Here is a 23,727-nt window from a genome sequence, read left to right on the forward strand (position 1 = left end):
GCGAGAAAGCTGTCAAAATCGCTGAAATTGTCGCCCGAAATGCTGTTGAAGCAGTTGAACAAATCACTTATGACAAAGACATAAAAGGCATTGAAAAACTAACGGAAGCCAAAGTTGCAGTTCGTGACGAATTATCAAAACACAATGTTTATTTGTCTGACAAGCAAATGGAAGTCTTTATCGAAGCAGCTGTTAAACGCATGAATGACAACTGGAAAGGTTAATGGTATGACCTTTTTAGACCAAATAAAGCAAGGTTGTTTAGATGGGTGGGTTAAATACAAAATTCTACCATCCTTGACCGCAGCTCAAGCTATCTTAGAGAGTGGGTGGGGCAAGTATGCCCCGCATAACGCTCTGTTTGGTATCAAGGCAGATAAATCTTGGACTGGTAAATCTTTTAACACAAAAACCCAAGAAGAGTATCAGCCTGGCGTCGTCACGGACATTGTGGACCGCTTCAGAGCTTACGACAGTTGGGGTGAGTCAATCGCTGACCATGGCCAGTTTTTAGTAGATAATCCACGATACAAATCAGTGATTGGCGAGACTGACTACAAAAAGGCTTGTCACGCTATCAAAGATGCAGGTTATGCCACAGCTAGTGATTATGCTGAATTGCTTATTCAGTTGATTGAGGAAAACAACTTGCAAAAGTGGGATATGGAAATTCTGAAAAACACAAAGGAGAAATCAATGGCGACAGCAAACGAGATTGTAAAATACTGTGTTGACCTTGCCAACGCAGGTATGGGAGTAGACAAAGATGGCGTTTTTGGTACGCAATGTGCAGACTTGCCTTGCTTTATTGCCAAGAATTGGTTCGGAGTTGATTTGTGGGGGAATGCGATTGACTTATTGAACGCAGCTTCAGCGCAAGGTTGGGAAGTTCATTACATGCCAACAGAAGAAAATCCAAAGGCTGGCGCAATTTTTGTCAAAAGGGAAGCTAGCCACGACTATGGACACACAGGCGTCGTAATAAAAGACAGTGACGGATACACCATGAAAACCATTGAACAAAACATAGATGGCAATTGGGACGCTTTACAGGTTGGAGGACCAGCTAGATTTAACGCTAGAGATTTCGTCGATATTGTCGGTTGGTTCTATCCTCCGTACGAAAAGGCAGGCGAACCTGTTAGTACAGAGCCACAAAACTCTGATACAATCGTAGAAACACCAAAATCTGGAGCTTTTACGCTTGATGTATCAGAGATTAACGTTAGACGGTGGCCTAGTCTAGCCAGTGAAGTAGTAGACAGCTATAAGCAAGGCGATGTAGTTAACTTTGACAGCGAGGGCTATGCGAATGGTTACTGGTGGATTAGCTACGTTGGTGGCTCTGGCAAGCGTAATTACATGGCTATCGGTCAAACTGATAAAGACGGTAATCGAATCAGCTTGTGGGGTAAATTAGTGTAACCGACATTTGTGTCGGTACCAAAAATAGGAGGTAAAGCTCCGAGATAAGACAAATGCCCTCGATTTGCGGGGGCTGTTTTTGTTATCTTGTTATATTTTCGAGGGTATGCTACTATAGAGATGATAAAAGCAAGAGAGGGTACATTGAGTTTTGGAAGACAAGTGGCTATTTTTGGATGATTCTGGACAACTTAGTAATAGTGGAACACATAATTATTTTTTATATGGAGGCATTTTTATAGAAAACGAGAAGGCCTACAATCTATTTATGAATATTGTCAAACAACAATGTCAATTTTTCGGAATAAATGGAGAAATAAAAGGTTCTGACATTAAAATCAAACACCGAAAGAAATTATTACAAGCATTTTCCGAAGTCCCTGGAATCCATCAAGTCTTCTTGGTAGAAGATGTACGTCAGTTAGAAAGGGTGGACTTCGAGAATAAGAAAAAGATACGTTTTCACAAAAATTACTTACTTAAACGTATTGTTGAAAAATTGCATAAAGAAAAATTAATAAACGCAAAAACCATCTTACATATCAATATTGATCTAGAAATGTTGTCAGAAGAAAGATATAGAAATAATTTAGAAAAACACCTCAACGATTACTGGAAAAATAAATCTTCTTATTTGAAGGGGATAGAGTATAGCCAATTTATTCCTAAGATTGGCTCTCAGTTCGTTGTAAAATTTTTAGACTCACGACATCATCGTTTTATACAAGTTGCAGACCTATTGGTAAACACAAAATACAGAAGATACAAAAATACTACAAAATGTTGTTCAGAGTTTTTGAATCCTGAAATATGTATCAAAGTCCCTGATTTCTTTACTAGTGGAAAAGAAAAAATTGACTAATTTTTAGAGATGTTATATACTATAAGTGCAAGTATTACCTTGTTTAACGTTATAAGTAACGAAGAGATTCTATGGGTAATGCCGTCTTATAACGGGAAAAGCCACCAGCTAGGTTGGCTTTTTCTTTTTATTGGCAAGAATCGCCTGACACTAGCGACTAATAAATAAAAACGCTCAGATTAATTTCTGGGCGTTTTTTTGTTTTATTTGTTAATTTACGTTAAGCAGCTTCTTCAAGCTCTTCCGTTTCTACATCGCTTGGTATTTCACTTTGAGTTGGATTAAGCATCATTCCTGTTTTGTAATCAAGCTCAGCTAAAGGAGAAGTATTATCTAGCACCACTGATGTTATGCCGTAATTATCAATCCTTTCTTTGTTGCCACCCAACTTAATTTGGAGTAGATTACCATTTTCATCAATTCCAACATATTGTAATACCACTTGGCGCGGAACTAGCTCGTCTCCTTGATAAATTGGCGTAACTTTGTAGTCTAGCCAAAAGTTAGGATGTAGGGCCAGCCAACTGTCCAGCCTATTTTCGTAATAAAGCATTCCTAAAGGATTTCTGTCACTAAAACCAGTATTGAGATATTTTGTCATTGTAACTAAATTTTTAGGTTCATCATTTAAGCCGCTAAACTGGTAACCTACTAGATGACCACGATCCATTAACCATGCCTTTTTCCCTTTAGAATCAGTCAGTTGATAATTATGCCACCCTGGAGGGTTAAAGCGGAGCCCTTTTCTTTGAATCTTAGGCTCATCTTGGTCTCTAAGTTGAATATGTGCGTAGGTCGCTCTATTCAGAAAATCAAGTTCTCCTAAGGAAATTTGATAGCTACCATTAAACGGCAAAATTCCAGGCGTTTGACTAGCTGGCTTATTGAGCGAGACATGGACTGTGTCTGGGAAAGTTCGAATTTTTTTTGCAGCTTGGACAGAGCTAGTTGTAAAAAGAGATAGAAAGATTAGTAGAAGAACTGTTAATTTTCTCGTACTACGGTGACGTGGTATAGCCATACTAAGGCCCTCCTTTTTTTGTTTAATTTTATCACAAATATAATAGTTTTTGCGAATTAATTTCGAATAATATAATAGGAGGAAAGTTATGCTAACATACGATGAATTTAAAGAAGCGATTGATGGTGGATATATCACAGAAGACACAGTGATGATCGTGAGAAAACACGGATTGATATTTGATTACGTATTGCCAGGTGAAGAAGTTAGGCCACACGAAACCGTGATGACAGAAAAAGTAGTATGTGCTCAGAGAATTGCAATAAAAAAGTCGGTCAAAAATCGGTCAAACAACATTAAAACCACTGATATAGAGGCACTATAAATCCGTCTACCGCCTTTTTTGACACTTTGGGTCCTTGTATGACCTTATAAAAGCCTTGATAAATCAAGGCTTTTTTGTTTTTTAAAAGGATAGAAAGGGATACTATTTATTCGGTCAAAAATCGGTCAACTTCCTAAATATGTTTTGAATGTCCTGATTATTTTTCTCATTACGTGTCTTTCAGTTGGTGGATTTACTTGATTAATCACAAGATAAAAACTCTTAAACGGGATTAGAAGATAATACTTCCCTTGCTGATAAAGTAGAATATCATTAAACAGAAAATTAGCATCAAAAGGTATATCATTTTTTTATTTTGATATGATATCATTTCAATAAGAATTAGGAGCGGTTGCCCCACCCTTATCTTGAACCTCTACTTAAACTTCCTTGCTTGGTGTTTTTGTTTAGGTTCTTTTTAATACCTTGTATGACCTTAAAAAGAAAAGCAAGAAATCCCCCACACCTTAATCAAGATGTGGGGGATTTTTGAGGAGAAAATGTAGTTGTTGTTAAATGAGTGTTAGTTTAGTGCTGGTCTAGCCAATGTTTAGCGGCTTGCAGGTTGTCTAATCGAATTTCGTGACTATTTACCCAAAATTGTTGGACATTGGCGTTGCGTTGTTCAAATAAATCAATGACCTCATGGCAATCGGTGATTGGTACAATCGGGTCATTGGTTCCCATTGACAAGAACACTTTTGTGTCGGGTTTTTCTTGGGTTAGATGGCTCGTATCAACAGGGTACATTGGGGCAAACAAGATGCCTTTTTTAAGTGGTGAGTTATCAGCTAGTAGTATATTGATAGCGATGTTGGCACCATTTGAAAAACCGACTAAGACCGCCTCGGCTAAGTCAAAGTGATAGGTTTTGGCAGCTTCTTTGAGGAAAGCAAGAAGCTCTTGTCCACGTTTTTCCAAGTCGGCCACGTCAAATTGCCCTTCAGCATGGCGTTTGAAAAAGCGTAAGGCACCATTTTCATTAACCGAACCTCTAAGGCTTAGTAAGTTAGCTGTTGGGTTTAAAAACTCAGCTACAGATAGGAGGCTTTCTTCGTTGCCACCTGTTCCATGTAATAAAATGAGGGTTGGCCCATTGGCTTGGCCCTGTTGAAAAATGTGCTCCATAACAATCTCCTTATGATTTGGATAAATAGGCAAAGACCTGACTGATGCGCTGGCCTGCTAGATGAGTGAGTTCCTTACCATCTAAGATGACTCGACTCACCAAATAGTTGTCCTGTAAGTCAGGTACTTCTTTGAGTTGAGCAGTCATGAAAGCATCGACGGTCTTGTAGACGGCTGTTTGCTCGGCTTCTTTTGTCAGATAATAGTGTACGGTTAACATAGTGTTTCTCCTTTATCTGTCAGGGTCTTTCTAATCGTGTTAATTCTCCCAAGCTTGCGTAGTCTTGACCGGCCAGTCGGCTCATAGGGTCAAGTTTATCTGGTAGGACGTACGTGTTTTGATAGACGGCATCATCCATGTGGTAGTGAACAACACGCAGCAACATCAAATCGGCAACGACTTGCCCTTGATCATCTGTGATGGGAATGTGGTCATAAAGTTTGGTTTCAAAGCGTGTTTTAGCTTCTAAGACTCCAGGTGTTTGGATTTGACTAGATGCAACTGCCGTCATCCCAGTTAAGGGTAGCTCACTTTCATTTTCAGGAAGGGCTTTGGCAGCTTGGTTGACCATTTCGAGGTTGTCAGACGATACCGAATGAATCACAGCTTCGCCTTGCCTAAGGATGTTCCTTGCACTGTCTTTCATGACACCGTCTTTTCTCTGGATACTAACGGATACCACTGGAGGGTTGTAAGATACGATGTTGTAAAAGCTAAATGGTGCTAGATTTAAGTGCCCCTCCTTAGATAAGGTAGATACAAAGGCAATGGGCCTTGGAATAACGGTTCCAATGAGGATTTTATACTCTTCTTTTGGGGTGAGTTGCGATTGTTCAATAGATAACATAGGGTCTCCTTTTGGCAGGCGTTACGAGTTAGTCAAGGTTCAATGGGTCAAGGTTGTTAACGATCTCTGAGCGTCTGCTTTCATACATGTCAGGCAATTGGAGGTGTTGTCCCAGCTGATCAATAGACTCATCGACCGCCATGCCAGGTCCTGTAGTGGCAAATTCATAGATGACTTTGCCACTTTCTCTGAGGTAGATGGATTGGAAGTATTTTCTATCGCGAACGACGGTTACGTGAAAGCGGTCGGCTTCAAATCCTTTTTGATAAGTTTTTAGAGCATCGAGGTCAGCTACGTTCCAAGCAATATGGTGCCCTGTTCCTGGCCCCCAACTGCCTCTGTCAAAGCTTGTTTTAGGAAGAAGGATTTCATGGGCCAAATCACCAACGGTTTTTAGTCTAAGGTAATTGTCATCTTGGTCGACATCAACCAATCCCATATAGTGTTTTAGGAATTGTTGACTAGCGGTGTAATCATTGGATAACAGAATAGCTCCGTGGAAGCCTAATATAGCAGGATCGCTATGGCTATCATCGCTTTCAACAAGGGCTAAATCAAGGCTGTGTCGGTCTTGGAAAAAGAGGGCAGGGGCTTGGAACCAGTTCGTTTCCTTAAAAGGTACTTGATGATCTTGGAGTTGCTGTTTCCAAAAGCTTAAGGAACCTTTTGGGACGCGAAAGGCAATGCGGCCCACTTGGCCACTTCCTTTTCGTCCAGGCTCTGCGCCATCCCAAGGGAAAAAAGTAATCAAAGTCCCGTTATCAGCAGCTTGGTTCGCAAAGTACAAATGGTAGACATTTGGGTCGTCAAAGTTGACGGTTTGCTTGACCAAGCGTAGCTTTAAAATGTTTCGGTAAAAGTCTAAGTTTTCATGAACATTGCCGATAATAGCGCTGATGTGATGAATGTGTTGAATGGTTTCCATAAGCTTGTCCCTCTTTCAAAAATATTAGTGTCGTTTGGTATCAAATGGGCGAACCATTTCCTCGATAACGTGACGTTTAGGCTCTAAAAATGGTGGGAGTGATAGGGTTTCGCCGAGTGTTTCATAAGGCTCGTCGGTCGCAAATCCAGGACCGTCGGTTGAAATCTCAATTAAGATGTGACCGACACGAGAATAGAGTGCTTCAAAATAGAAGCGGTCGACCAATCCTGAGCTCATAATGCCTAGCGATTCGTATTTATCAGCCCAGTGACGGATAGCTTCGCTATCTTTTACACGAAAAGAAACGTGGTGAACTTCGCCATAGCCTTGAACGGCTTGTCGACTTTCTTCGTCTTTACGCAGAATCACTTGGCCACCGTGACCACCTTCACCAACCTCAAGAATGGTATAGTCGTCGCCACTTTGTAGGACACGCATGCCGTATACTTGCATCAAATAAACCTTGAAATCTTCGTAGTAGCTCACTGTGATTTCGACAGGTCCTAACCCATAGATGGCTTTGTCAGTAGGAACTGGTCCTTCTTGCCAAGGGATACCAGGGGCAACCCCTTTGTTGTGCTCGTCTGAGACTAGTTGGTAACGTTGTCCATCTTCTTCTTCAAAAGGTAGTGCTTTATGACCAAAGAGGTCGATAATGCCGTCATGTTTGACTCCGAATTGTTCAAAACGCTCAAGATAGTAGTCTAGCGCAGCGTCGTTAGGCACTCGAAAACCGACACGTGAGATAGAGTTGGTTCCACGAATCCCTTTAGGGTTATCAGGAAAATCAAAGAAAGTCATGTCTGTTCCTGCAGAGCCTTTGTCGTCGGCAAAAAAGGTATGGTAAGTGTGGATGTCGTCTTGGTTAACTGTTTTTTTAACCAAGCGCATGCCTAAAACTTCAGTGAAAAAGGTGTAGTTGCGTTCAATGTCATTGGTCATAGCAGTGACGTGGTGAATACCGATAAGTGCTGTGTCAGTCATAATAGGGTCCTCTTTTTTCTGTAAAATCAGTAGAAACCAGCAAAACTAAAATCTTGCCTCTAGGTTTCTAGGAGATGTATCATGACTATATGATAGTACTAATTAGTGACAATTTCAACTAATATGCTCAGGACAGATGACTTTGCTGGCAAAGTTAGTAAGATGGCTAGTGCTTATCGACTCGTTGAAACGATTTTAAAAAATAATTATATAAGTAAAAAAGGGATCAATGGGTTCTAAAAAACCGTTGACAAGAGCAATTATTAATGATACACTGGTTAAGTAAATTAGTTTATGAGTTAGTATTTGTGTTTCACATCTTTATTTCTCTCTATTTTTACAAAATGATTTATAGAAAGGAAGTGGATGTATATGGCACAAGGTACAGTTAAATGGTTTAACGCTGAAAAAGGTTTCGGTTTTATTTCAACTGAAAACGGTCAAGATGTCTTCGCACATTTTTCAGCTATTCAGACTCCAGGATTTAAATCTTTGGACGAAGGACAAAAAGTGGAATTTGATGTAGAAGATGGTCAACGTGGCCCTCAAGCAGTTAATATCACAAAAATGTCTTAATCACATTAAAATAGATTAAACTAAACAGACACTTTCACGAGTGTCTGTTTTTTTGTGTTCTAAAGCGGTTTTAGAATGATTTAGATTTGCTTTTCCATTGTGCTATTTGATATAATGATAGTCAGTTTTAGTCAAAAGCAATAGATTATGGTTAAAGTCATAAACCGATTGCTTATTAGTAAAGGAGTGACTGTATGCCAACGAAAAATACTTCAGATAGTATTGAAGAATACATCAAAGAGTTGTTAGCTCAATCAGGAATCGCGGAAATTAAACGCTCCTTGCTAGCTGATTCTTTTCAAGTGGTGCCAAGTCAGATAAACTATGTCATTAAGACGCGTTTCACGCAAAGCAGAGGCTATGAGGTCGAAAGTAAGCGCGGCGGCGGCGGCTACATACGCATCGCCAAGGTGCATTTTTCGGACAAACACCATCTGATTGGCAACTTAATGGCCTCAATAGAAGACCAACTCAGTGAACAGGTTTTTACAGACTCGGTTCAACTGTTATTTGATGAACAATTATTAACACATCGCGAGGGAAATATGATACTGGCTATGGCGTCAGATGATGTTTTAGGCCATGACGGACCAACCATTCGCACTCGTATGCTTAAATGCTTACTGCAGCGAATTGATAGAAAGGGAAGTAACTAATCATGATGTATTCAAAAAAAATGCAAGACATTTTTACACAAGCCCAATTTCAAGCAGAGCGCTTTGATAGCCAATACCTAGAGACTTGGCACGTCTTACTAGCTATGGCAGTGACAGAGCAGTCCTTGGCAGGATTAGTCCTTAGCGAATTTGACCACAAAATTGCGGTTGAAGAGTATGAAGCAGCTGCTATTTTGGCAATTGGGAAGAGCCCAAAAAGCGAGGTAACTCAAGTTGCTTTTAAACCACAATCCAAAGCCTTGTCAGATTTGCTCGCATTTGCTCGTGCTATTTGTCAAGTGGTTGGGGATCAAGAAATTGGCTCAGAGCATGTGCTCTTTGCCATGTTGTTAAATCCAGAATCCTTGGCCAGCCGTCTCCTAGAGCTAGCAGGCTACCAATTAAAAGATAAAAATGGCGATGAACCACGATTAGCAGATTTGCGCAAAGCCGTTGAGACCCATGCTGGTTATAGCAAAGAAACCATCAAAGCTATCCATGAGCTACGCAGACCGAAAAAACAAAAAAATACGGGGACTTTCTCAGAAATGATGAAACCTCAGAGTACCGCGGGTGATCTATCTGATTTTACCAGAGACCTGACAGAAATGGCGAAACAAGGCTTACTAGAGCCAGTTGTTGGTCGAGACAAAGAGATTTCACGAATGGTACAGGTTCTGAGCCGTAAAACTAAGAATAATCCTGTTTTGGTAGGAGATGCCGGTGTCGGGAAAACAGCCTTAGCCTATGGATTAGCACAGCGAATTGTTAACGGTGCGATTCCGTATGAGCTGCAAGACATGCGGGTGCTGGAGTTAGACATGATGAGTGTGGTGGCAGGGACTCGCTTTCGCGGTGATTTTGAAGAGCGCATGAATCAAATTATTGACGACATTGAGGCTGATGGCAAGATTATTCTCTTTATTGATGAGTTGCACACTATTATGGGATCAGGCAGTGGTATTGATAGCACGCTAGATGCTGCTAATATCTTGAAACCAGCCTTGTCTCGTGGTAGCCTCCGCATGGTGGGTGCGACCACTCAAGACGAATATCAAAAACATATCGAAAAAGATGCGGCCTTGTCACGCCGTTTTGCAAAAATCATCATTGAAGAGCCACGTTTAGAAGATGCCAACCAGATTTTATTGGGACTTAGAGCTTCTTATGAAAAGTATCATAATGTTGTGATTTCAGATGAGGCCATTCATACTGCTGTTAAAATGGCGCACCGTTATTTGACTAGTAAAAATCTACCAGACTCAGCGATTGATTTGTTAGACGAGGCGAGTGCGACGGTGCAAAGCCTTGTTAAAAAATCAAGTCCAGATAAGATTACACCACTGGATCAAGCTCTGATTGATGGTGATATGAAGAAAGCATCAGCTATTTTAGCGAAAGCGTCAAAAAATAAAAAAGCTAAACCAACTCCTGTTACCGAAGATGACATCATGTCTACTTTGAGCAAGTTATCAGGCATACCAGTTGAAAAAATGAGCCAAGCGGATAACAAAAAGTACCTCAATCTGGAGAAGGAACTGCACAAGCGCGTGATTGGGCAAGAAACAGCTGTATCTGCGATTTCACGGGCTATTCGCCGTAATCAGTCAGGTATTCGAACAGGAAAACGGCCGATTGGTTCGTTCATGTTTTTGGGTCCGACAGGTGTCGGAAAGACTGAACTAGCAAAAGCCTTAGCCCAAGTCTTGTTTGACGATGAGTCGGCTTTGATTCGTTTTGACATGTCTGAATACATGGAAAAATTTGCGGCTAGCCGATTAAATGGTGCACCTCCAGGCTATGTTGGCTATGATGAGGGGGGCGAATTGACTGAGAAAGTCAGAAATAAACCTTATTCCGTTTTGCTGTTAGACGAGGTTGAAAAAGCCCATCCTGACATTTTTAACGTCTTGCTTCAAGTGCTTGACGATGGAGTGTTGACAGATAGTCGCGGACGCAAAGTTGATTTTTCAAATACCATCATCATCATGACCAGCAACCTGGGAGCAACAGCTCTAAGAGATGACAAAACAGTTGGTTTTGGAGCAAGGGACATCAATCATGACTATCAAGCCATGGAAAAACGTATTTTAGAAGAGCTGAAAAAAGCTTATCGACCTGAATTCATTAACAGGATTGATGAAAAAGTTGTTTTCCATAGCTTATCTCAGGACAACATGAAAGATGTGGTCAAAATTATGGTGCAACCATTAATTGCCACACTGGCTGAAAAAGAGATTGCCTTAACCTTCCAACCATCAGCCCTTGCTTACCTTTCTCAAAAAGGATATGATCCTGAGATGGGAGCTCGACCACTGCGTCGTACCTTGCAGACACAGGTGGAAGATCATTTGTCGGAGCTTCTGCTTTCGGGGGCGCTTTCAAAAGGTCAGAACCTTAAAATTGGTGTCTCTCGAGGCAAGTTGACCTTTAAAATCGCTTAATTAATCAGTAGTTGACACTATGATGATAATTCTAAAGAGTCTGTTTGTTTGAACAGACTCTTTTTTCTTGACTATTTTTGACCAAGTGATAAAATAGAAAAGGAAATTAGCACTCGATATATAAGAGTGCTAATAAAGAAATCACGTATTTTGGAGGTAATATTCATGTTGAAACCATTAGGTGACCGTGTGGTCCTAGCGTTTGAAGAAGATAAAGAGCAAACTGTGGGTGGTTTTGTCCTAGCAGCGAGCCACAAAGAAACAACTAAGGTGGGAACGGTTGTGGCTGTTAGCGAAACAGGCATTCGGACAATCACAGGAGACTTGATTGCTCCTAGCGTTAGCGTTGGTGACAAGGTCTTGGTCGAATCAGGAGCGGGTCTTCAAGTAAAAGATGGTGACCGTGATGTGGTTATCTACCGTGAGACAGATATTTTGGCGGTTCTGGCTTAATCGAAAGTAGCCTTTCAGAAAGCATAAAATCAGATTAACAAACGAGAAATAGAGGAAATAAACATGGCAAAAGATATTAAATTTTCAGCAGATGCCCGCGCGGCTATGGTCCGTGGCGTTGATATGTTGGCAGATACTGTCAAGGTTACCTTGGGCCCTAAAGGACGTAATGTGGTCTTGGAAAAAGCCTTTGGCTCACCTCTAATCACTAATGATGGTGTTACTATTGCCAAAGAAATTGAACTAGAAGACCATTTTGAAAACATGGGTGCTAAATTGGTATCTGAAGTGGCGTCAAAAACAAATGACATTGCAGGAGATGGAACGACAACAGCTACCGTTTTGACACAAGCTATCGTACGTGAAGGCTTGAAAAATGTCACAGCAGGGGCTAACCCAATTGGTATTCGCCGAGGGATTGAAAAAGCTAGCGCAACAGCTGTAGACGCCTTAAAAGCTATTTCACAACACGTTTCAGGAAAAGAAGCCATTGCTCAGGTTGCAGCGGTGTCGTCACGTTCTGAAAAAGTTGGCGAGTACATTTCTGAGGCTATGGAGCGCGTGGGAGACAATGGTGTTATTACCATCGAAGAATCACGTGGAATGGAAACAGAACTTGAAGTGGTTGAGGGCATGCAGTTTGATCGTGGTTATTTGTCTCAGTACATGGTCACTGACAATGAAAAAATGGTGGCAGATTTAGAAAACCCATTTATCTTAATGACCGATAAAAAAGTATCCAACATCCAAGACATCCTGCCTTTACTTGAGGAAGTGTTGAAAACGAATCGCCCATTGTTAATCATTGCTGATGACGTTGATGGCGAAGCCCTTCCGACTCTTGTTCTTAATAAAATTCGTGGAACCTTTAACGTTGTTGCGGTCAAGGCGCCAGGATTTGGAGACCGTCGCAAGGCTATGCTTGAGGATATCGCTATTTTAACGGGTGGTACAGTTATTACTGAAGACCTTGGTTTAGACTTGAAAGACGCTACAATGGCAGCCCTTGGTCAAGCAGCTAAGGTTACTGTTGACAAGGACAACACGGTTATCGTTGAAGGAGCTGGCAGCTCAGAAGCTATTAGTAATCGAGTAGCCCTCATTAAATCTCAACTAGAGACTACGACTTCTGAATTTGACAGTGAAAAATTAAAAGAGCGCTTGGCGAAGTTATCTGGCGGTGTGGCAGTTATTAAGGTTGGTGCCGCGACAGAAACAGAGCTCAAAGAGATGAAACTCCGCATTGAAGACGCTCTCAATGCCACACGAGCAGCTGTCGAAGAAGGAATTGTTGCAGGAGGTGGTACTGCTTTTGTAACAGTGATTGATCAAGTTGCTGCTCTTGAGTTAGAAGGAGACGAAGCCACAGGACGCAATATTGTGCTTCGTGCCTTAGAAGAGCCTGTCCGTCAAATCGCATACAATGCTGGTTTTGAAGGTTCAGTTGTGATTGACAAGCTAAAAAATAGTCCTGCAGGTACAGGATTTAACGCTGCAACAGGTGAGTGGGTAGATATGATTGAAGATGGTATTATTGACCCAGTTAAAGTGACGCGTTCAGCCTTGCAAAATGCGGCATCAGTAGCTAGTCTGATCTTGACCACAGAAGCAGTCGTTGCTACAAAACCAGAGCCGGCAGCACCAGCGATGCCTGCTGGAATGGATCCAGGCATGATGGGTGGCTTTTAAGACGAGGTAAACCATTACTGAAAAACAAAAAAGACTTGGCCTTTATTGGCCAAGTCTTTTTTGGAGATTTATGAAAAGAAAAATTTAGGATGGTTTAAAGATACCTCAACTACCTTAAAGCAACCTTAACAGTTAAATATTTAAAAAAAGATTGAGGATTTAAGGTTTCTTTAAGCAAGTCTTTTTATACTTAAGACAGTCCTAAATAACAATTAGTTACCATTCCTAACTAATTCTTTTCATACCTCCTTCCTTAAAACTCCGTGCGGGATCTTCTCGCACGGAGTTTTTTTAAGCTGAGAGCTGTTTGGGCTATTTTTTCTTACTTTCTTTGACCAGTCTTGCTTCGATGGCTTTGAGATGGGTAAATGTTTTTTTCGCACGCTTGAGTGAGATAATTGTTGCTTTTTTCTGAGCTGCTTTTGGGTCTGTTTTTACCAGTTGAGCAATTTCTTGGTTGGTGCGACCTTGCTGAGTGATCCACTTGCTTTCGAGAGCTTTGATGTCCCCAATAACCTCGTTACCAAACTGATTGGGATGTGCAGCAACCAAATCATTGATGTGGGAAGTGGTCCAATACCAAGAGTCTGTGTCATAATGGCTGCTTTTGTTGTGATAAGCCATGTAGGTTTGAGTGATATTGCCTAGGTAAGGCAAGTAAGGGGCGTTGCGAGGGCTGCCGATAGATAACCACAAGACGCCACCTCCTAGTTGTGCAGGAATATCGTCTTTGAGTTGAAAAATGTGGGCTTCCATGACATTAGGGTTGGAAATGGGATAGGCATAGTCACTAATAGCTTTTTTATTTTTTGTCTTTTTTTTCTTGTCAAGTGCCATCTCATCTAATGGTTTGAGGCACAAACCTTCAAATCGATTGCGTTGTAACGCCATGGCATCTGTCAGGTCAAGTGTTTTTTCAGTGCTTTGAAGCAAGTCATAGGAACTATCTTTATAGGTGATTTTAGACGTAGGGTCGAGAGATTTAATGCCAGAAAAAGAGCGGGAACGGTTTGCCTTGCTCAGTGGGGGATTGTAGGATGCCGCGATGTGAAATGTGCCGTCCACAGCATGATAAGAATGAGCCTTTCGCGCAAGGCTTTCCAAGTGGGCAGAAGCAATGACGTGTTCTGTATCCTTGGTATCAATATGACCTAAGAAAAAGGTGTTTGGAAAAACAGCAAACTTGTCATCGGGGAATTTGATGGCTGCATATTGGTGACCAGATAAAATCTCCATGTACCAGAGGCCTTCTTTGTCGGCTAATGTGACGATATTGCCTTCTGCTGCGCCTTTTTCATCGATGACTTTAGCGAGAAATTCTACCCCTTCGCGTGCTGTTTTCACCCTAGAGAGAACGATGCTAGCCATAGATGACTCAGCCAATCCATCTTTGACATAAGGGTCTGCTTTTTGAATGGCTTTATTTGCTGTTGCAGAGACCGTTGCAGACATAGAGACCCCAAATTCGTTAAAGCCTGCCTCGTCATAGACTCCTTTTTTAGGGGTGACGTCAGGTATCGCGGTGTAGCGATAAGAATGTTTTGGTAAGGGGTATGTGAATCCATTGGCTAGGTCTTTCCATTTTTTACCAGGTTTGTGATCTTTTGCAGGCCTCACCACAAATGTTTTGTTGTGGTTGGGTTCAAGATCTTCTGTTCTTCCATAAAGAAGCGAGCCGTCTGTTGTTAGCTCTTTTCCAATGACAAAGCCTGTGCAAGCATAGCTCGTTTGTTGACATCCGATAGCTAGCAAAAGAGTTGATATGGTCACGGTCCATAGTTTCGTTTTCATCTGACACCTCCTGTAAATGATAGCGCTTTCTGAATTATTATAAATCTCTTTTATTAAAAATTCAAGAAATTACCTAAAAGGTAGTCAATAGATACCAAGTGATTGAGACACGGGGCTTTGCCTTTTATGCAAACCAGAAGGTCACTTTTTTGGTATAATAAAAGAAAACAAGGAAAGACAGGAGATATCATGCTTGCCATCAAATCAATGAAAAGACTCAAAACGTTAGGGGCTCTTGTGATGGGATTTTTCACCTTGTTACTGCTATTTGGAGCGGTACACTACTCCAAATCTAGTCGCATTAACGCTTATCTCCATGCCCAATCCTCTACAACAGGCAGTGTCTTTGAAAACATCAAACCCTATCTGGTATGGGCTGACAATAAGGAACAACTAACCAATGATGATGCCAAGTATTCGAACTTTGCTCGTCTTGAGCAATCGGAGAAAGAGGAAAAAAGGCAGCAGCTAAAAACAGCAACGGCTAAAGATGATGTTTATGTGACTTCTGTCGGGCGAAAGTTTTTGATTTTTCCTGATTACCGCATCGCCGTCAAGCCTATTAGTCTGAGCATCAAGACCAATGTTCCTAGTGTTGATGTTTTGCTCAATCAAAAAAAGGTCGCCTTATCCGATTCTGAAGATTTCTCCGTAACTCTAAAAAAACTCCCAGCAGCTACCTATAAAGCAAGTATCCAAGGTCGCTATAAAGGTCGAAAAATTGCTGTGAGCAAGGTTTATGAAGGAGGGTCAAATCTTATTGACCTCAGTGTGAGCTTTAAACAATTTTCGGTGACTAGCAACGTCAAAGATGCAGAGCTCTATATTGATGCAGAACGTGTCGGTACTCTCAAAGAAGGACAGTTAGAACTAGCAGACTACCCCGTCACAGCGACTTCAAAAGCCTATGTTAAAAAACGGTTTCCAGATGGGGTTCTCAAATCACGGAAACATTCTCTAGCGTCGGTAGCAGATGGCGAGGCAGTTGATATTACAATCAGCAATCTTCTCAGCGAAAAACAAGCAGGGCAGATTTTGGTATCCGCTTTTGACCAATTAATTGCTTATCTCAATGGCGGACAGGACCCAACTGATTTGGCTACGATCTTTGATAAAGGCTCTGATAACGATTTTTACAAAGGGTTAAAAGAATCCATACAAGCCAAATATCAGACAGATAGCAGGAAAGCGTCGCATGTGACCATTCCATCTATTTTATTAACCCAAATGACTCAAATTGGCAAAAAAACGTATCTTTTGGATTTTACAGCCACCTATGATTTTTTCTATGACCAAACGACGGACCCTGCCAAATCAACCTCAGGGCATATCATACAGGAGCTAGAAGGCAAGGTTACCCTGAAAAAAGATGGAAAAACGTATTTCATCAGCCAATCTGGTCCTAAAAACCTGACCGTGGTTTCTGAGACCAACAATGTTAAAAAACCGTCGGTCTTTCCAGAGTCCCTTCTTGGAACTTGGGGTGCCACTAGAAATGGCATGCAAGTCACGATGACCTTAGCAGCAGACGGCACAGTAACAACCTTGCTTAAACAAGCAGGACAATCTGATGAATCCTTTGTCAGCAAGGTTTTGGAGACCCAGGAAAAAGAAGCAGGGCTTTTTGCCTATGTGCTGGATCCTAAATCAAATACTTTAGCGCTCACTCAGGGCATCGGTATCGGAGGCGTTGACGTCAAGTACGCATTTGGTATCAAACACTCTGGCAACAAAGCCAGTGCAGTTCTCTGGCAGGCATCACGAGATTCGGAAATTGATTACACCAAGCCATCTCTAGGTATGGAAATGACTAAACAAGATTAAAAAAGGACTTCCTATTAGGGAAGTCCTTTTTCAAAGCTTTGAGACCTAGCCTGTACCGTAATAACCTCACCCGTTAAGGGGTGGGTGAAGGTCAGTTGGTGCGCGTGTAGCATTAGCCGCTTAGCTTTTTGACGACTGTATAGTGGGTCCCCAATCAGGGCATGACCATGGTGGGCCAAATGCACTCTGATTTGATGGGTTCTGCCGGTATCTAGTTGGCAATTAATCAAACTGGTCTGGTGATTGGCTTGGAGCAAGGTGACGTGAGTAATGGCAGCTTGACCTTTATGAGGGTCAACCACTCTTAAGCGGCGGTCATGCCGATGTCTGCCAATAGGGTCTGTATAGGTAATGGCTTTTTCTTTTAACTGTCCCTGAACCAAGGCCCAGTAATCGCGCTTGATGTCTCGTTTTTCCAACATACGGTTCAAGATGGGGAGGATAGCAGGATTTTTCGCAAAGATAATAGCCCCACTGGTTTCCATGTCCAATCGGTGGATCACATAACAGGTCTTTCCGACATAAGCAGAGACGTGATTGAGAAGTGCGATTTCACCCGGCTCATTGGCATGTGTTTTCATGCCTTCTGGCTTATTGACAACAATCAAATGCTCGTCTTGATAGAGACAATCAATCAGACTGCTATCTCCCATTGCTATTTCTTTTTCTGGGTAATCTTCCTCATCAAAAAATAAGACGATTTGGTCTCCCTTGCGAACAGGGCTCTGCCAGTGGACAGGCTCGCCATTGATCCAGACGTGTTTTTTGGTGCGTAGAAAATGCCTGATTTTGCGAGGAATCAGTAGATAGTCTTCTAGAAGTTCCTTTACAGTAGAGTTTGCGTAGGGGTTTATCAGAGACAGCTCAAAGCCTTTTTTGGCATTAGTTGGTGTCTTCATTGAGCCAGTCATGATACTTCTCCACAAGGTGAATAGCCATTTCAGAAGCGATCATAGCAGAGAAAGCTTCTGTTCCTTCTAAATGGCTTTTGGCGAGTTCGAGGCGCACCTCGTCGTAAATAGCGGTTAAGCTTTCGTTAGATAGGGTTGCCTTAAAGGCTTCAAATGAGTTCATAGCTTGTTCCTTTTAGTGTATTCATTTACTGTTATTATAGCATGTTTTTCAAAAAAGGTTGTCCCTTTCGGGCTTGATTTAAGAGCATCAACGCTTGAAGAGGTAGTTTTTAGTATAGGATTTTCAGAGAAATTGATATAATATGGTAAACGAATTGAAACTAATAGGAGAAAATAAAATGAAAAGTATTAGACGTTATGATGTTAATGAAGAATGGGCCCATACAGGACTGGTTGAAGCTGGAGATTTCTACTTTTTAAATTATTGTGTAGGCAACGTTGGGGATGATATCGAACGCCAAATCAATGGTGCTTTTGATGAAATGGAGCGTCGTTTGGGTTTGGTTGGTTTGACCCTTGAGGCTGTGGTGCAAATGGATTGTCTGTTTCGAGACGTCTGGAATATTCCAGTGATGGAAAAAATCATTAAAGAACGGTTTAATGGGAAGTATCCCGCACGCAAATCACTACAAACAGAGTTTGCCCACCATGGAGGACCAGAGGGTCTTCTCTTTCAAGTAGACGGTGTGGCTTATGCCAAGCCTGTCTCTGTGTCCTGATGACACAGCTCCTAAGTACCGTGGTATAATCTATGACATTGTTAGAATTATTGCAAAAAAAGTTTTTCCCAAAAAAATACCAAGAAGACCAAGCCCGTAAAAAAGCTCAGGCAAAGGCTAGTGCAGATAGCGTTCAACAGGACGAACAGGAGACAAGGGCTGCTTTGCAACGGCGACGTGCTATTGAGGATAAGGAAACAACTGGTTGGATGAAGCAGGTGAGCAGATTAATGCCCTCATCTAAGCATCCTATTCGTCGATTTTGGCGCCGATATCAGGTGGGTAAAATGATTATTATCCTGATAGGGATTTTAATCTTGATCATGGGATCTTACCTCTTTTATTTGTCAAAAACGGCTAAGGTATCTGACCTTCAAGATGCTTTAAAGGCAACGACCCTCATCTATGACAAAAAGGGTGAATATGCAGGCAGTTTGTCTGGTCAAAAAGGAACCTATGTTGAGCTAGATGCCGTTTCAGATGATTTGGAAAATGCCGTTATTGCCACAGAAGACCGGACCTTTTACACCAATAGCGGTATCAACCTCAAGCGTTTCTTGTTGGCTGTTGTTACCGCAGGTCGCTCCGGTGGAGGGTCTACGATTACGCAGCAGTTAGCTAAGAATGCCTACTTATCACAAGACCAAACCATTAAACGAAAAGCGCGTGAGTTTTTCTTAGCCCTTGAATTAACCAAGAAATATAGCAAACAGGCCATTTTAACCATGTACCTGAACAATGCTTATTTCGGAAATGGGACATGGGGTATCGAAGATGCCAGCCAAAAATATTTTGGCACCTCTGCGGCTAATCTAACCTTGGACGAAGCAGCAACTCTAGCAGGCATGTTAAAAGGTCCAGAAATCTACAACCCCTATCACTCTATTGACAATGCCACACATCGTAGGGATACGGTTTTAGCCGCGATGGTAGATGCAGGAAAAATTACTCAAGACCAAGCTAATCAAGCCAAAACAATCGGTATTGGGAATCGCTTAGCAGATACTTATGTTGGCAGATCAGATGATTACCAATACCCATCCTATTTTGATGCGGTTATCAGCGAAGCCATCACCCGATATGGCATCTCTGAAAAAGACATCGTCAATAATGGTTATAAGATTTACACAGAGCTGGATCCTAACTACCAAAGAGGGATGCAGACCACCTTTGACACGCAGCATCTTTTTCCTGTCTCTGAGTTTGATGGGAGCTCTGCCCAAGCAGCCAGTGTTGCCTTAGATCCCAAAACAGGTGGTGTCAGAGGTTTGGTAGGTCGTGTGAACAGCACGACTCAGGCCTTTAGAAGTTTTAACTACGCTACCCAAGCAAAACGAAGTCCAGCATCGACCATCAAACCCTTGGTGGTCTACACACCGGCAGTTGCCTCAGGCTGGTCACTAAACCACGAACTCGCAAATACCGCGCAAAATTTTAATGGCTATCAGCCACACAACTACGGAAACTATGAGTCAGAATCGGTTCCCATGTATCAAGCCTTGGCTAATTCGTATAACATCCCAGCGGTTTCTATTGTTGATCAATTAGGGATTGATAAGGCAGTTTCATATGGCAAGGCCTTTGGTTTAAAAATGGATGCGGTTGATAAAGAACTAGGACTGGCTCTTGGAGGCAACGTGACAGCCAACCCCCTTCAAATGGCTCAAGCCTATTCAGCCTTTGCAAATAACGGGGTCATGCACAAAGCCCACCTGATTAAACGAATTGAAAATGCTAGAGGTGAAATTATCAAAACCTTTACAGATAAAACAAAGCGCGTGATTAGTCCTTCAGTTGCAGATAAGATGACAAGCATGATGCTTGGAACCTTCTCAAACGGCACAGCAGTTAATGCGAATGTCTATGGCTACACGCTTGCAGGAAAAACAGGAACCTCAGAAACAGACTTTAGCCCAGATCTTGCAGGAGACCAGTGGGTTATCGGCTACACTCCAGATGTTGTCATTAGCCAGTGGGTTGGTTTTGACCAAACCGACGAAAACCACTACCTGTCAGACTCAAGCGCAGGCACGGCATCAGCTATTTTTAGCACACAAGCGTCATATATTTTACCCTATACTAAGGGAACGACCTTTAAAGTAGATAATGCCTATGCCCAAAATGGCATCTCAGCTCTCTATGGTATCAATGAAACAAATACCGAGACTGCTCAGGAGTCCCAATCCATTATCGATAGTCTGCGCAAGTCAGCAGAGGACGCCTCTAAAAGCTTGTCTGAAGCTGTTGACCAGTCCGGATTACGAGATAAGGCACAAAATATCTGGAATAATATCATTGACTACTTTAGATAGCTTGCAGAAAATTTAAAATCATGTTAAAATTATTTTTACGGAGGCGTTATGGCACAGAAAAAAGCAAGCCTAGCGTGTGTAGAATGTGGCAGCCGCAATTACTCTATTGGAGTCAGTAGCACACCAAAACCAACACGTCTAGAAGTCAATAAGTTTTGCAAATATTGCAAAAAATATACCTTACACAAAGAAACACGTTAGAGGAGAGCCAGATGGGATTTATTAGTGGCGTTTTTAAACTCTTGAAAGATACAACATGGCCAGATCGTAAGCAACGCTGGAAAGACTTTATCTCAGTGCTTGAGTATACAGCTTTCTTTACAGTGATTATCTTTATTTTTGACCATTTCTTATCAAAGGGAGTTTTAACACTGATTAACTTTTTCTAGTACAAGTAAAAACGATTGGGAAAAGCAAAGGCTGAGACGACTGTCTCGGTCTTTTTTGTGGACTCAGATGTGACAATGATTGACAGTGAAGGATTCTTCCATTATAATGAAACAGACGAAAAGATTTAAAAAGCCGACTAGGCTTTTTTATTAATGAAAGGAAACACAATGTTAGATTCTTTTGATAAAGGATGGTTTGTTTTACAAACTTATTCTGGATACGAAAACAAAGTTAAAGAAAACCTCTTGCTTCGTGCCCAAACCTACAACATGCTCGATAAAATCTTACGAGTAGAAATCCCTACTCAGACGGTTAATGTCGAAAAAAATGGCAAGGCCAAAGAAATCGAAGAAAATCGTTTTCCAGGTTATGTCCTTGTTGAGATGGTTATGACAGACGAAGCGTGGTTCGTGGTTCGTAACACGCCAAACGTTACAGGCTTTGTCGGTTCCCACGGTAACCGCTCAAAACCAACTCCTCTTCTTGAAGATGAAATCAGAGCAATTTTATTATCAATGGGTCAAACCATTGACGTCTTTGACACCAATATCCAAGAAGGTGACATGGTACAAATCATTGACGGTGCCTTCATGGGACAAGAAGGCCGAGTGGTAGAACTCGAAAACAACAAGGTTAAATTAATGCTAAACATGTTTGGCTCAGAAACCATAGCAGAAGTCGAACTCTACCAAATCGCAGATTTATCATAAGCCAAGACACTTTAGTGTAATGTGTCTGAAAATTAAAATCAGTCACAAAATCGCATGATTAAGGTGTTCTTTGTGTAGTTTTTGCACGAAGAAACGAAAAGAAACCAGGCTTTACCTTGACTTAATGAGAAACAGTATTTATAATTGTACTATGGTTATCAATCGTGATAATTGAGATAAACTAACTTCCGTAACAAATTAAAGGGGAATTGGAAATGGAAAAAAACAAACAGGTAAAGTATTGCTTGAGAAAATCAGTCTTTGGACTAGCATCAGTATCAGCAGCTTTAATAGTAGGTAGCTCATTAACAACAGCTGTTAACGCAGATGACGTTATGGCAATGACAACTGAAGCTAAAGCTTCAGAAGATCTTTCAAGCTCTAAAGCAACGGCACTTGATGCATTATACGATGATAAAAATCTATCTGATGCAGAAAAAGCATCATACGAAGGCAAATTTATTGATGCTGCTTCAGTAACTGCTGTTGATGCATTAACAGCTAAAGTAAAACAAGATAAAATTGCTAAAAACCTTGAAGGCTTTTCAGAAGGCCTTAACACTTTGACAGGTTCAGAAGTGAAAACTGTTGAAGATTACAAACTTGAGTTTGCTAAAGACGCTGCTCTTAAAGAGTTTGATAAATATGGTGTGAGCGACTTCTACAAGAAGATGATTGAAAAAGCTGGTACCGTTGAAGGGGTTAAACAACTTCAATCAGAAGTTGTTGAAGCAGCTAAAGCTAACCGTATCCAAGAAGGTACAGAAGGCCTTGTTGATTTCTTGAAAGAACAAACACCAGCAGAAGACACTGTTAAAGCAATTGAATTAGCAGAAGCTAAAGACGCTGCTCTTAAAGAGTTTGACAAATATGGTGTGAGCGACTTCTACAAGAAGATGATTGAAAAAGCTGGTACCGTTGAAGGGGTTAAACAACTTCAATCAGAAGTTGTTGAAGCAGCTAAAGTTAACCGCATCCAAGAAGGCACAGAAGGCCTTGTTGATTTCTTGAAAGAACAAACCCCAGCAGAAGACACTATTAAGTCTATCAAACTGTCAGAAGCTAAAGCGGCAGCTAAAGCAGAATTGAAAGCAGCAGGTGTAAGCGACTTCTTCATCAGCAAAATTGACGGTGCTAAAACTGTCGAAGGTGTGAAAGCGCTGAAAGAACTTATTCTGTCATCACTTGCAAAACCAGAAACTGAAAAACCAGAAGCTGAAAAACCAGAAGCTGAAAAACCAGAAACTGAAAAACCAGAAGCTGAAAAACCAGAAGCTGAAAAACCAGAAGCTCACAAACCAGAAACTGATAAACCAGAAGCTCACAAACCAAAAGCTGACAAACCAGATGCTGGTAAATCAGTACCAATGACTAAATTGACTCCAGCTAAGCCAGTAGCTCCTAAAGCGATGGCTCCTAAAGCAATGTCACCTAAAGCTGCAAACCAATTGCCATCAACAGGAGAAGCAACAAACCCATTCTTTACAGCTGCAGCAATGGCTGTTATGGCTGGTGCCGGTATGGTTGCATTCTCAGCAAAACGCAAAGAAGACTAATAACATCACAAGCCTTGCCTTATAGTGAGGTGTTAACCCGAGAGACCAATTGGTTTCTCGGTTTTTTTGTTTCTTGATAGCCATCAAATGTTCGAAGAAAAATAAAAAAAGCTCATTTTAATAAAATTTGATTAAAAATACATTGAATGATACTCATGTAATGGATATAATATTA

25 protein-coding genes are annotated in these 23,727 nt (G+C 41.4%); 16 read left to right on the plus strand and 9 right to left on the minus strand.

Annotated features, from left to right (window positions below):
* From AKK44_RS01560 to AKK44_RS01570, 3 genes are all read left to right on the plus strand, one after another.
* Positions 1 to 224, plus strand: a 224-nt coding sequence (locus AKK44_RS01560) for a phage holin (protein ID WP_054278218.1), incomplete at its 5' end; no start/stop codon positions are given.
* Positions 225 to 228: 4 nt separating this feature from the next.
* The gene (locus tag AKK44_RS01565) at positions 229 to 1,425 is read left to right on the plus strand and encodes a glucosaminidase domain-containing protein (protein WP_054278259.1); all 1,197 of its coding nucleotides are present in this window, start codon (positions 229 to 231) and stop codon (positions 1,423 to 1,425) included.
* Between the two features lie 151 nt (positions 1,426 to 1,576).
* Positions 1,577 to 2,287 carry a DUF3800 domain-containing protein gene (locus AKK44_RS01570; RefSeq protein WP_054278219.1) on the plus strand — a complete coding sequence of 237 codons (711 nt, stop codon included), beginning with the start codon at positions 1,577 to 1,579 and terminating at the stop codon, positions 2,285 to 2,287.
* Positions 2,288 to 2,507: 220 nt separating this feature from the next.
* On the opposite strand, the gene AKK44_RS01575 is transcribed toward AKK44_RS01570, so the two are convergent.
* Complete coding sequence (locus AKK44_RS01575; RefSeq protein ID WP_054278220.1) at positions 2,508 to 3,308, minus strand: DNA/RNA non-specific endonuclease; 801 nt, start codon at positions 3,306 to 3,308, stop codon at positions 2,508 to 2,510.
* 88 nt (positions 3,309 to 3,396) lie between these two features.
* On the opposite strand from AKK44_RS01575, the gene AKK44_RS01580 reads away from it, so the two are divergent.
* Positions 3,397 to 3,633: a competence regulator inhibitor paratox gene (locus tag AKK44_RS01580; RefSeq protein WP_054278221.1), complete on the plus strand. Its 237-nt coding sequence runs from the start codon at positions 3,397 to 3,399 to the stop codon at positions 3,631 to 3,633.
* A 528-nt stretch (positions 3,634 to 4,161) separates the two neighbouring features.
* Here AKK44_RS01580 and AKK44_RS01585 read toward each other — a convergent pair.
* The 5 genes from AKK44_RS01585 to AKK44_RS01605 are packed head-to-tail and all read right to left on the minus strand — an operon-like array spanning position 4,162 to position 7,518.
* The gene (locus tag AKK44_RS01585; RefSeq protein ID WP_054278222.1) at positions 4,162 to 4,761 is read right to left on the minus strand and encodes an alpha/beta hydrolase; all 600 of its coding nucleotides are present in this window, start codon (positions 4,759 to 4,761) and stop codon (positions 4,162 to 4,164) included.
* Between the two features lie 10 nt (positions 4,762 to 4,771).
* Positions 4,772 to 4,981: a hypothetical protein gene (locus AKK44_RS01590; protein WP_054278223.1), complete on the minus strand. Its 210-nt coding sequence runs from the start codon at positions 4,979 to 4,981 to the stop codon at positions 4,772 to 4,774.
* Positions 4,982 to 5,000: 19 nt separating this feature from the next.
* On the minus strand, positions 5,001 to 5,609 hold the full coding sequence (locus AKK44_RS01595; RefSeq protein ID WP_054278224.1) for a flavin reductase family protein: 609 nt from the start codon (positions 5,607 to 5,609) through the stop codon (positions 5,001 to 5,003).
* A gap of 28 nt (positions 5,610 to 5,637) precedes the next feature.
* Complete coding sequence (locus tag AKK44_RS01600; protein WP_054278225.1) at positions 5,638 to 6,534, minus strand: VOC family protein; 897 nt, start codon at positions 6,532 to 6,534, stop codon at positions 5,638 to 5,640.
* 24 nt (positions 6,535 to 6,558) lie between these two features.
* Positions 6,559 to 7,518 (minus strand): ring-cleaving dioxygenase, encoded by a 960-nt coding sequence (locus AKK44_RS01605; RefSeq protein ID WP_054278226.1) that lies wholly within the window; start codon positions 7,516 to 7,518, stop codon positions 6,559 to 6,561.
* 372 nt (positions 7,519 to 7,890) lie between these two features.
* Between AKK44_RS01605 and AKK44_RS01610 the strand changes: the two genes are divergently transcribed.
* The 5 genes from AKK44_RS01610 to groL all read left to right on the plus strand — a co-directional run bounded on the left by AKK44_RS01610 (position 7,891) and on the right by groL (position 13,336).
* A complete protein-coding gene (locus AKK44_RS01610; RefSeq protein ID WP_037594106.1) occupies positions 7,891 to 8,094 on the plus strand; it encodes a cold-shock protein in 204 nt (67 codons plus the stop codon).
* Between the two features lie 194 nt (positions 8,095 to 8,288).
* Complete coding sequence (locus AKK44_RS01615) at positions 8,289 to 8,750, plus strand: CtsR family transcriptional regulator (protein ID WP_037594108.1); 462 nt, start codon at positions 8,289 to 8,291, stop codon at positions 8,748 to 8,750.
* On the plus strand, positions 8,750 to 11,194 hold the full coding sequence (locus tag AKK44_RS01620) for an ATP-dependent Clp protease ATP-binding subunit (protein WP_054278227.1): 2,445 nt from the start codon (positions 8,750 to 8,752) through the stop codon (positions 11,192 to 11,194). The genes AKK44_RS01615 and AKK44_RS01620 overlap by 1 nt, the downstream gene beginning before the upstream one ends.
* A 165-nt stretch (positions 11,195 to 11,359) precedes the next feature.
* Positions 11,360 to 11,647: a co-chaperone GroES gene (groES, locus tag AKK44_RS01625; protein WP_037594109.1), complete on the plus strand. Its 288-nt coding sequence runs from the start codon at positions 11,360 to 11,362 to the stop codon at positions 11,645 to 11,647.
* A 63-nt stretch (positions 11,648 to 11,710) separates the two neighbouring features.
* Positions 11,711 to 13,336, plus strand: coding sequence for a chaperonin GroEL (gene groL / locus AKK44_RS01630; protein ID WP_054278228.1), 1,626 nt, complete (start codon positions 11,711 to 11,713; stop codon positions 13,334 to 13,336).
* Positions 13,337 to 13,648: 312 nt separating this feature from the next.
* Here groL and AKK44_RS01635 read toward each other — a convergent pair whose 3' ends face one another.
* Complete coding sequence (locus AKK44_RS01635; RefSeq protein ID WP_054278229.1) at positions 13,649 to 15,127, minus strand: C69 family dipeptidase; 1,479 nt, start codon at positions 15,125 to 15,127, stop codon at positions 13,649 to 13,651.
* A gap of 189 nt (positions 15,128 to 15,316) precedes the next feature.
* Between AKK44_RS01635 and AKK44_RS01640 the strand changes: the two genes are divergently transcribed.
* The gene (locus AKK44_RS01640; protein WP_054278230.1) at positions 15,317 to 16,951 is read left to right on the plus strand and encodes a zinc ribbon domain-containing protein; all 1,635 of its coding nucleotides are present in this window, start codon (positions 15,317 to 15,319) and stop codon (positions 16,949 to 16,951) included.
* 14 nt (positions 16,952 to 16,965) lie between these two features.
* Here the strand turns inward: AKK44_RS01640 and AKK44_RS01645 are convergent, their stop codons facing one another.
* The gene (locus AKK44_RS01645) at positions 16,966 to 17,850 is read right to left on the minus strand and encodes an RluA family pseudouridine synthase (RefSeq protein WP_054278260.1); all 885 of its coding nucleotides are present in this window, start codon (positions 17,848 to 17,850) and stop codon (positions 16,966 to 16,968) included.
* Complete coding sequence (locus tag AKK44_RS01650) at positions 17,834 to 18,025, minus strand: hypothetical protein (protein WP_037594307.1); 192 nt, start codon at positions 18,023 to 18,025, stop codon at positions 17,834 to 17,836. The genes AKK44_RS01645 and AKK44_RS01650 overlap by 17 nt, the downstream gene beginning before the upstream one ends.
* 178 nt (positions 18,026 to 18,203) lie before the next feature.
* Between AKK44_RS01650 and AKK44_RS01655 the strand changes: the two genes are divergently transcribed.
* The 6 genes from AKK44_RS01655 to AKK44_RS01675 all read left to right on the plus strand — a co-directional run bounded on the left by AKK44_RS01655 (position 18,204) and on the right by AKK44_RS01675 (position 23,552).
* On the plus strand, positions 18,204 to 18,584 hold the full coding sequence (locus AKK44_RS01655; protein ID WP_037594305.1) for a RidA family protein: 381 nt from the start codon (positions 18,204 to 18,206) through the stop codon (positions 18,582 to 18,584).
* Positions 18,585 to 18,616: 32 nt separating this feature from the next.
* Positions 18,617 to 20,896: a penicillin-binding protein PBP2A gene (pbp2a, locus tag AKK44_RS01660; protein ID WP_054278231.1), complete on the plus strand. Its 2,280-nt coding sequence runs from the start codon at positions 18,617 to 18,619 to the stop codon at positions 20,894 to 20,896.
* A 48-nt stretch (positions 20,897 to 20,944) separates the two neighbouring features.
* The gene (rpmG, locus tag AKK44_RS08585; RefSeq protein ID WP_003052996.1) at positions 20,945 to 21,097 is read left to right on the plus strand and encodes a 50S ribosomal protein L33; all 153 of its coding nucleotides are present in this window, start codon (positions 20,945 to 20,947) and stop codon (positions 21,095 to 21,097) included.
* A gap of 11 nt (positions 21,098 to 21,108) precedes the next feature.
* Positions 21,109 to 21,285, plus strand: a complete 177-nt coding sequence (secE, locus tag AKK44_RS01665) for a preprotein translocase subunit SecE (RefSeq protein WP_054278232.1) — start codon at positions 21,109 to 21,111, stop codon at positions 21,283 to 21,285.
* Between the two features lie 168 nt (positions 21,286 to 21,453).
* Positions 21,454 to 21,996 carry a transcription termination/antitermination protein NusG gene (gene nusG / locus AKK44_RS01670; protein ID WP_054278233.1) on the plus strand — a complete coding sequence of 181 codons (543 nt, stop codon included), beginning with the start codon at positions 21,454 to 21,456 and terminating at the stop codon, positions 21,994 to 21,996.
* Positions 21,997 to 22,211: 215 nt separating this feature from the next.
* The gene (locus tag AKK44_RS01675; RefSeq protein ID WP_054278234.1) at positions 22,212 to 23,552 is read left to right on the plus strand and encodes an albumin-binding GA domain-containing protein; all 1,341 of its coding nucleotides are present in this window, start codon (positions 22,212 to 22,214) and stop codon (positions 23,550 to 23,552) included.
* The last annotated feature ends 175 nt before the right edge of the window (positions 23,553 to 23,727 follow it).

This window comes from Streptococcus phocae, from assembly GCF_001302265.1.
In the GTDB taxonomy this organism is placed as follows: domain Bacteria; phylum Bacillota; class Bacilli; order Lactobacillales; family Streptococcaceae; genus Streptococcus; species Streptococcus phocae.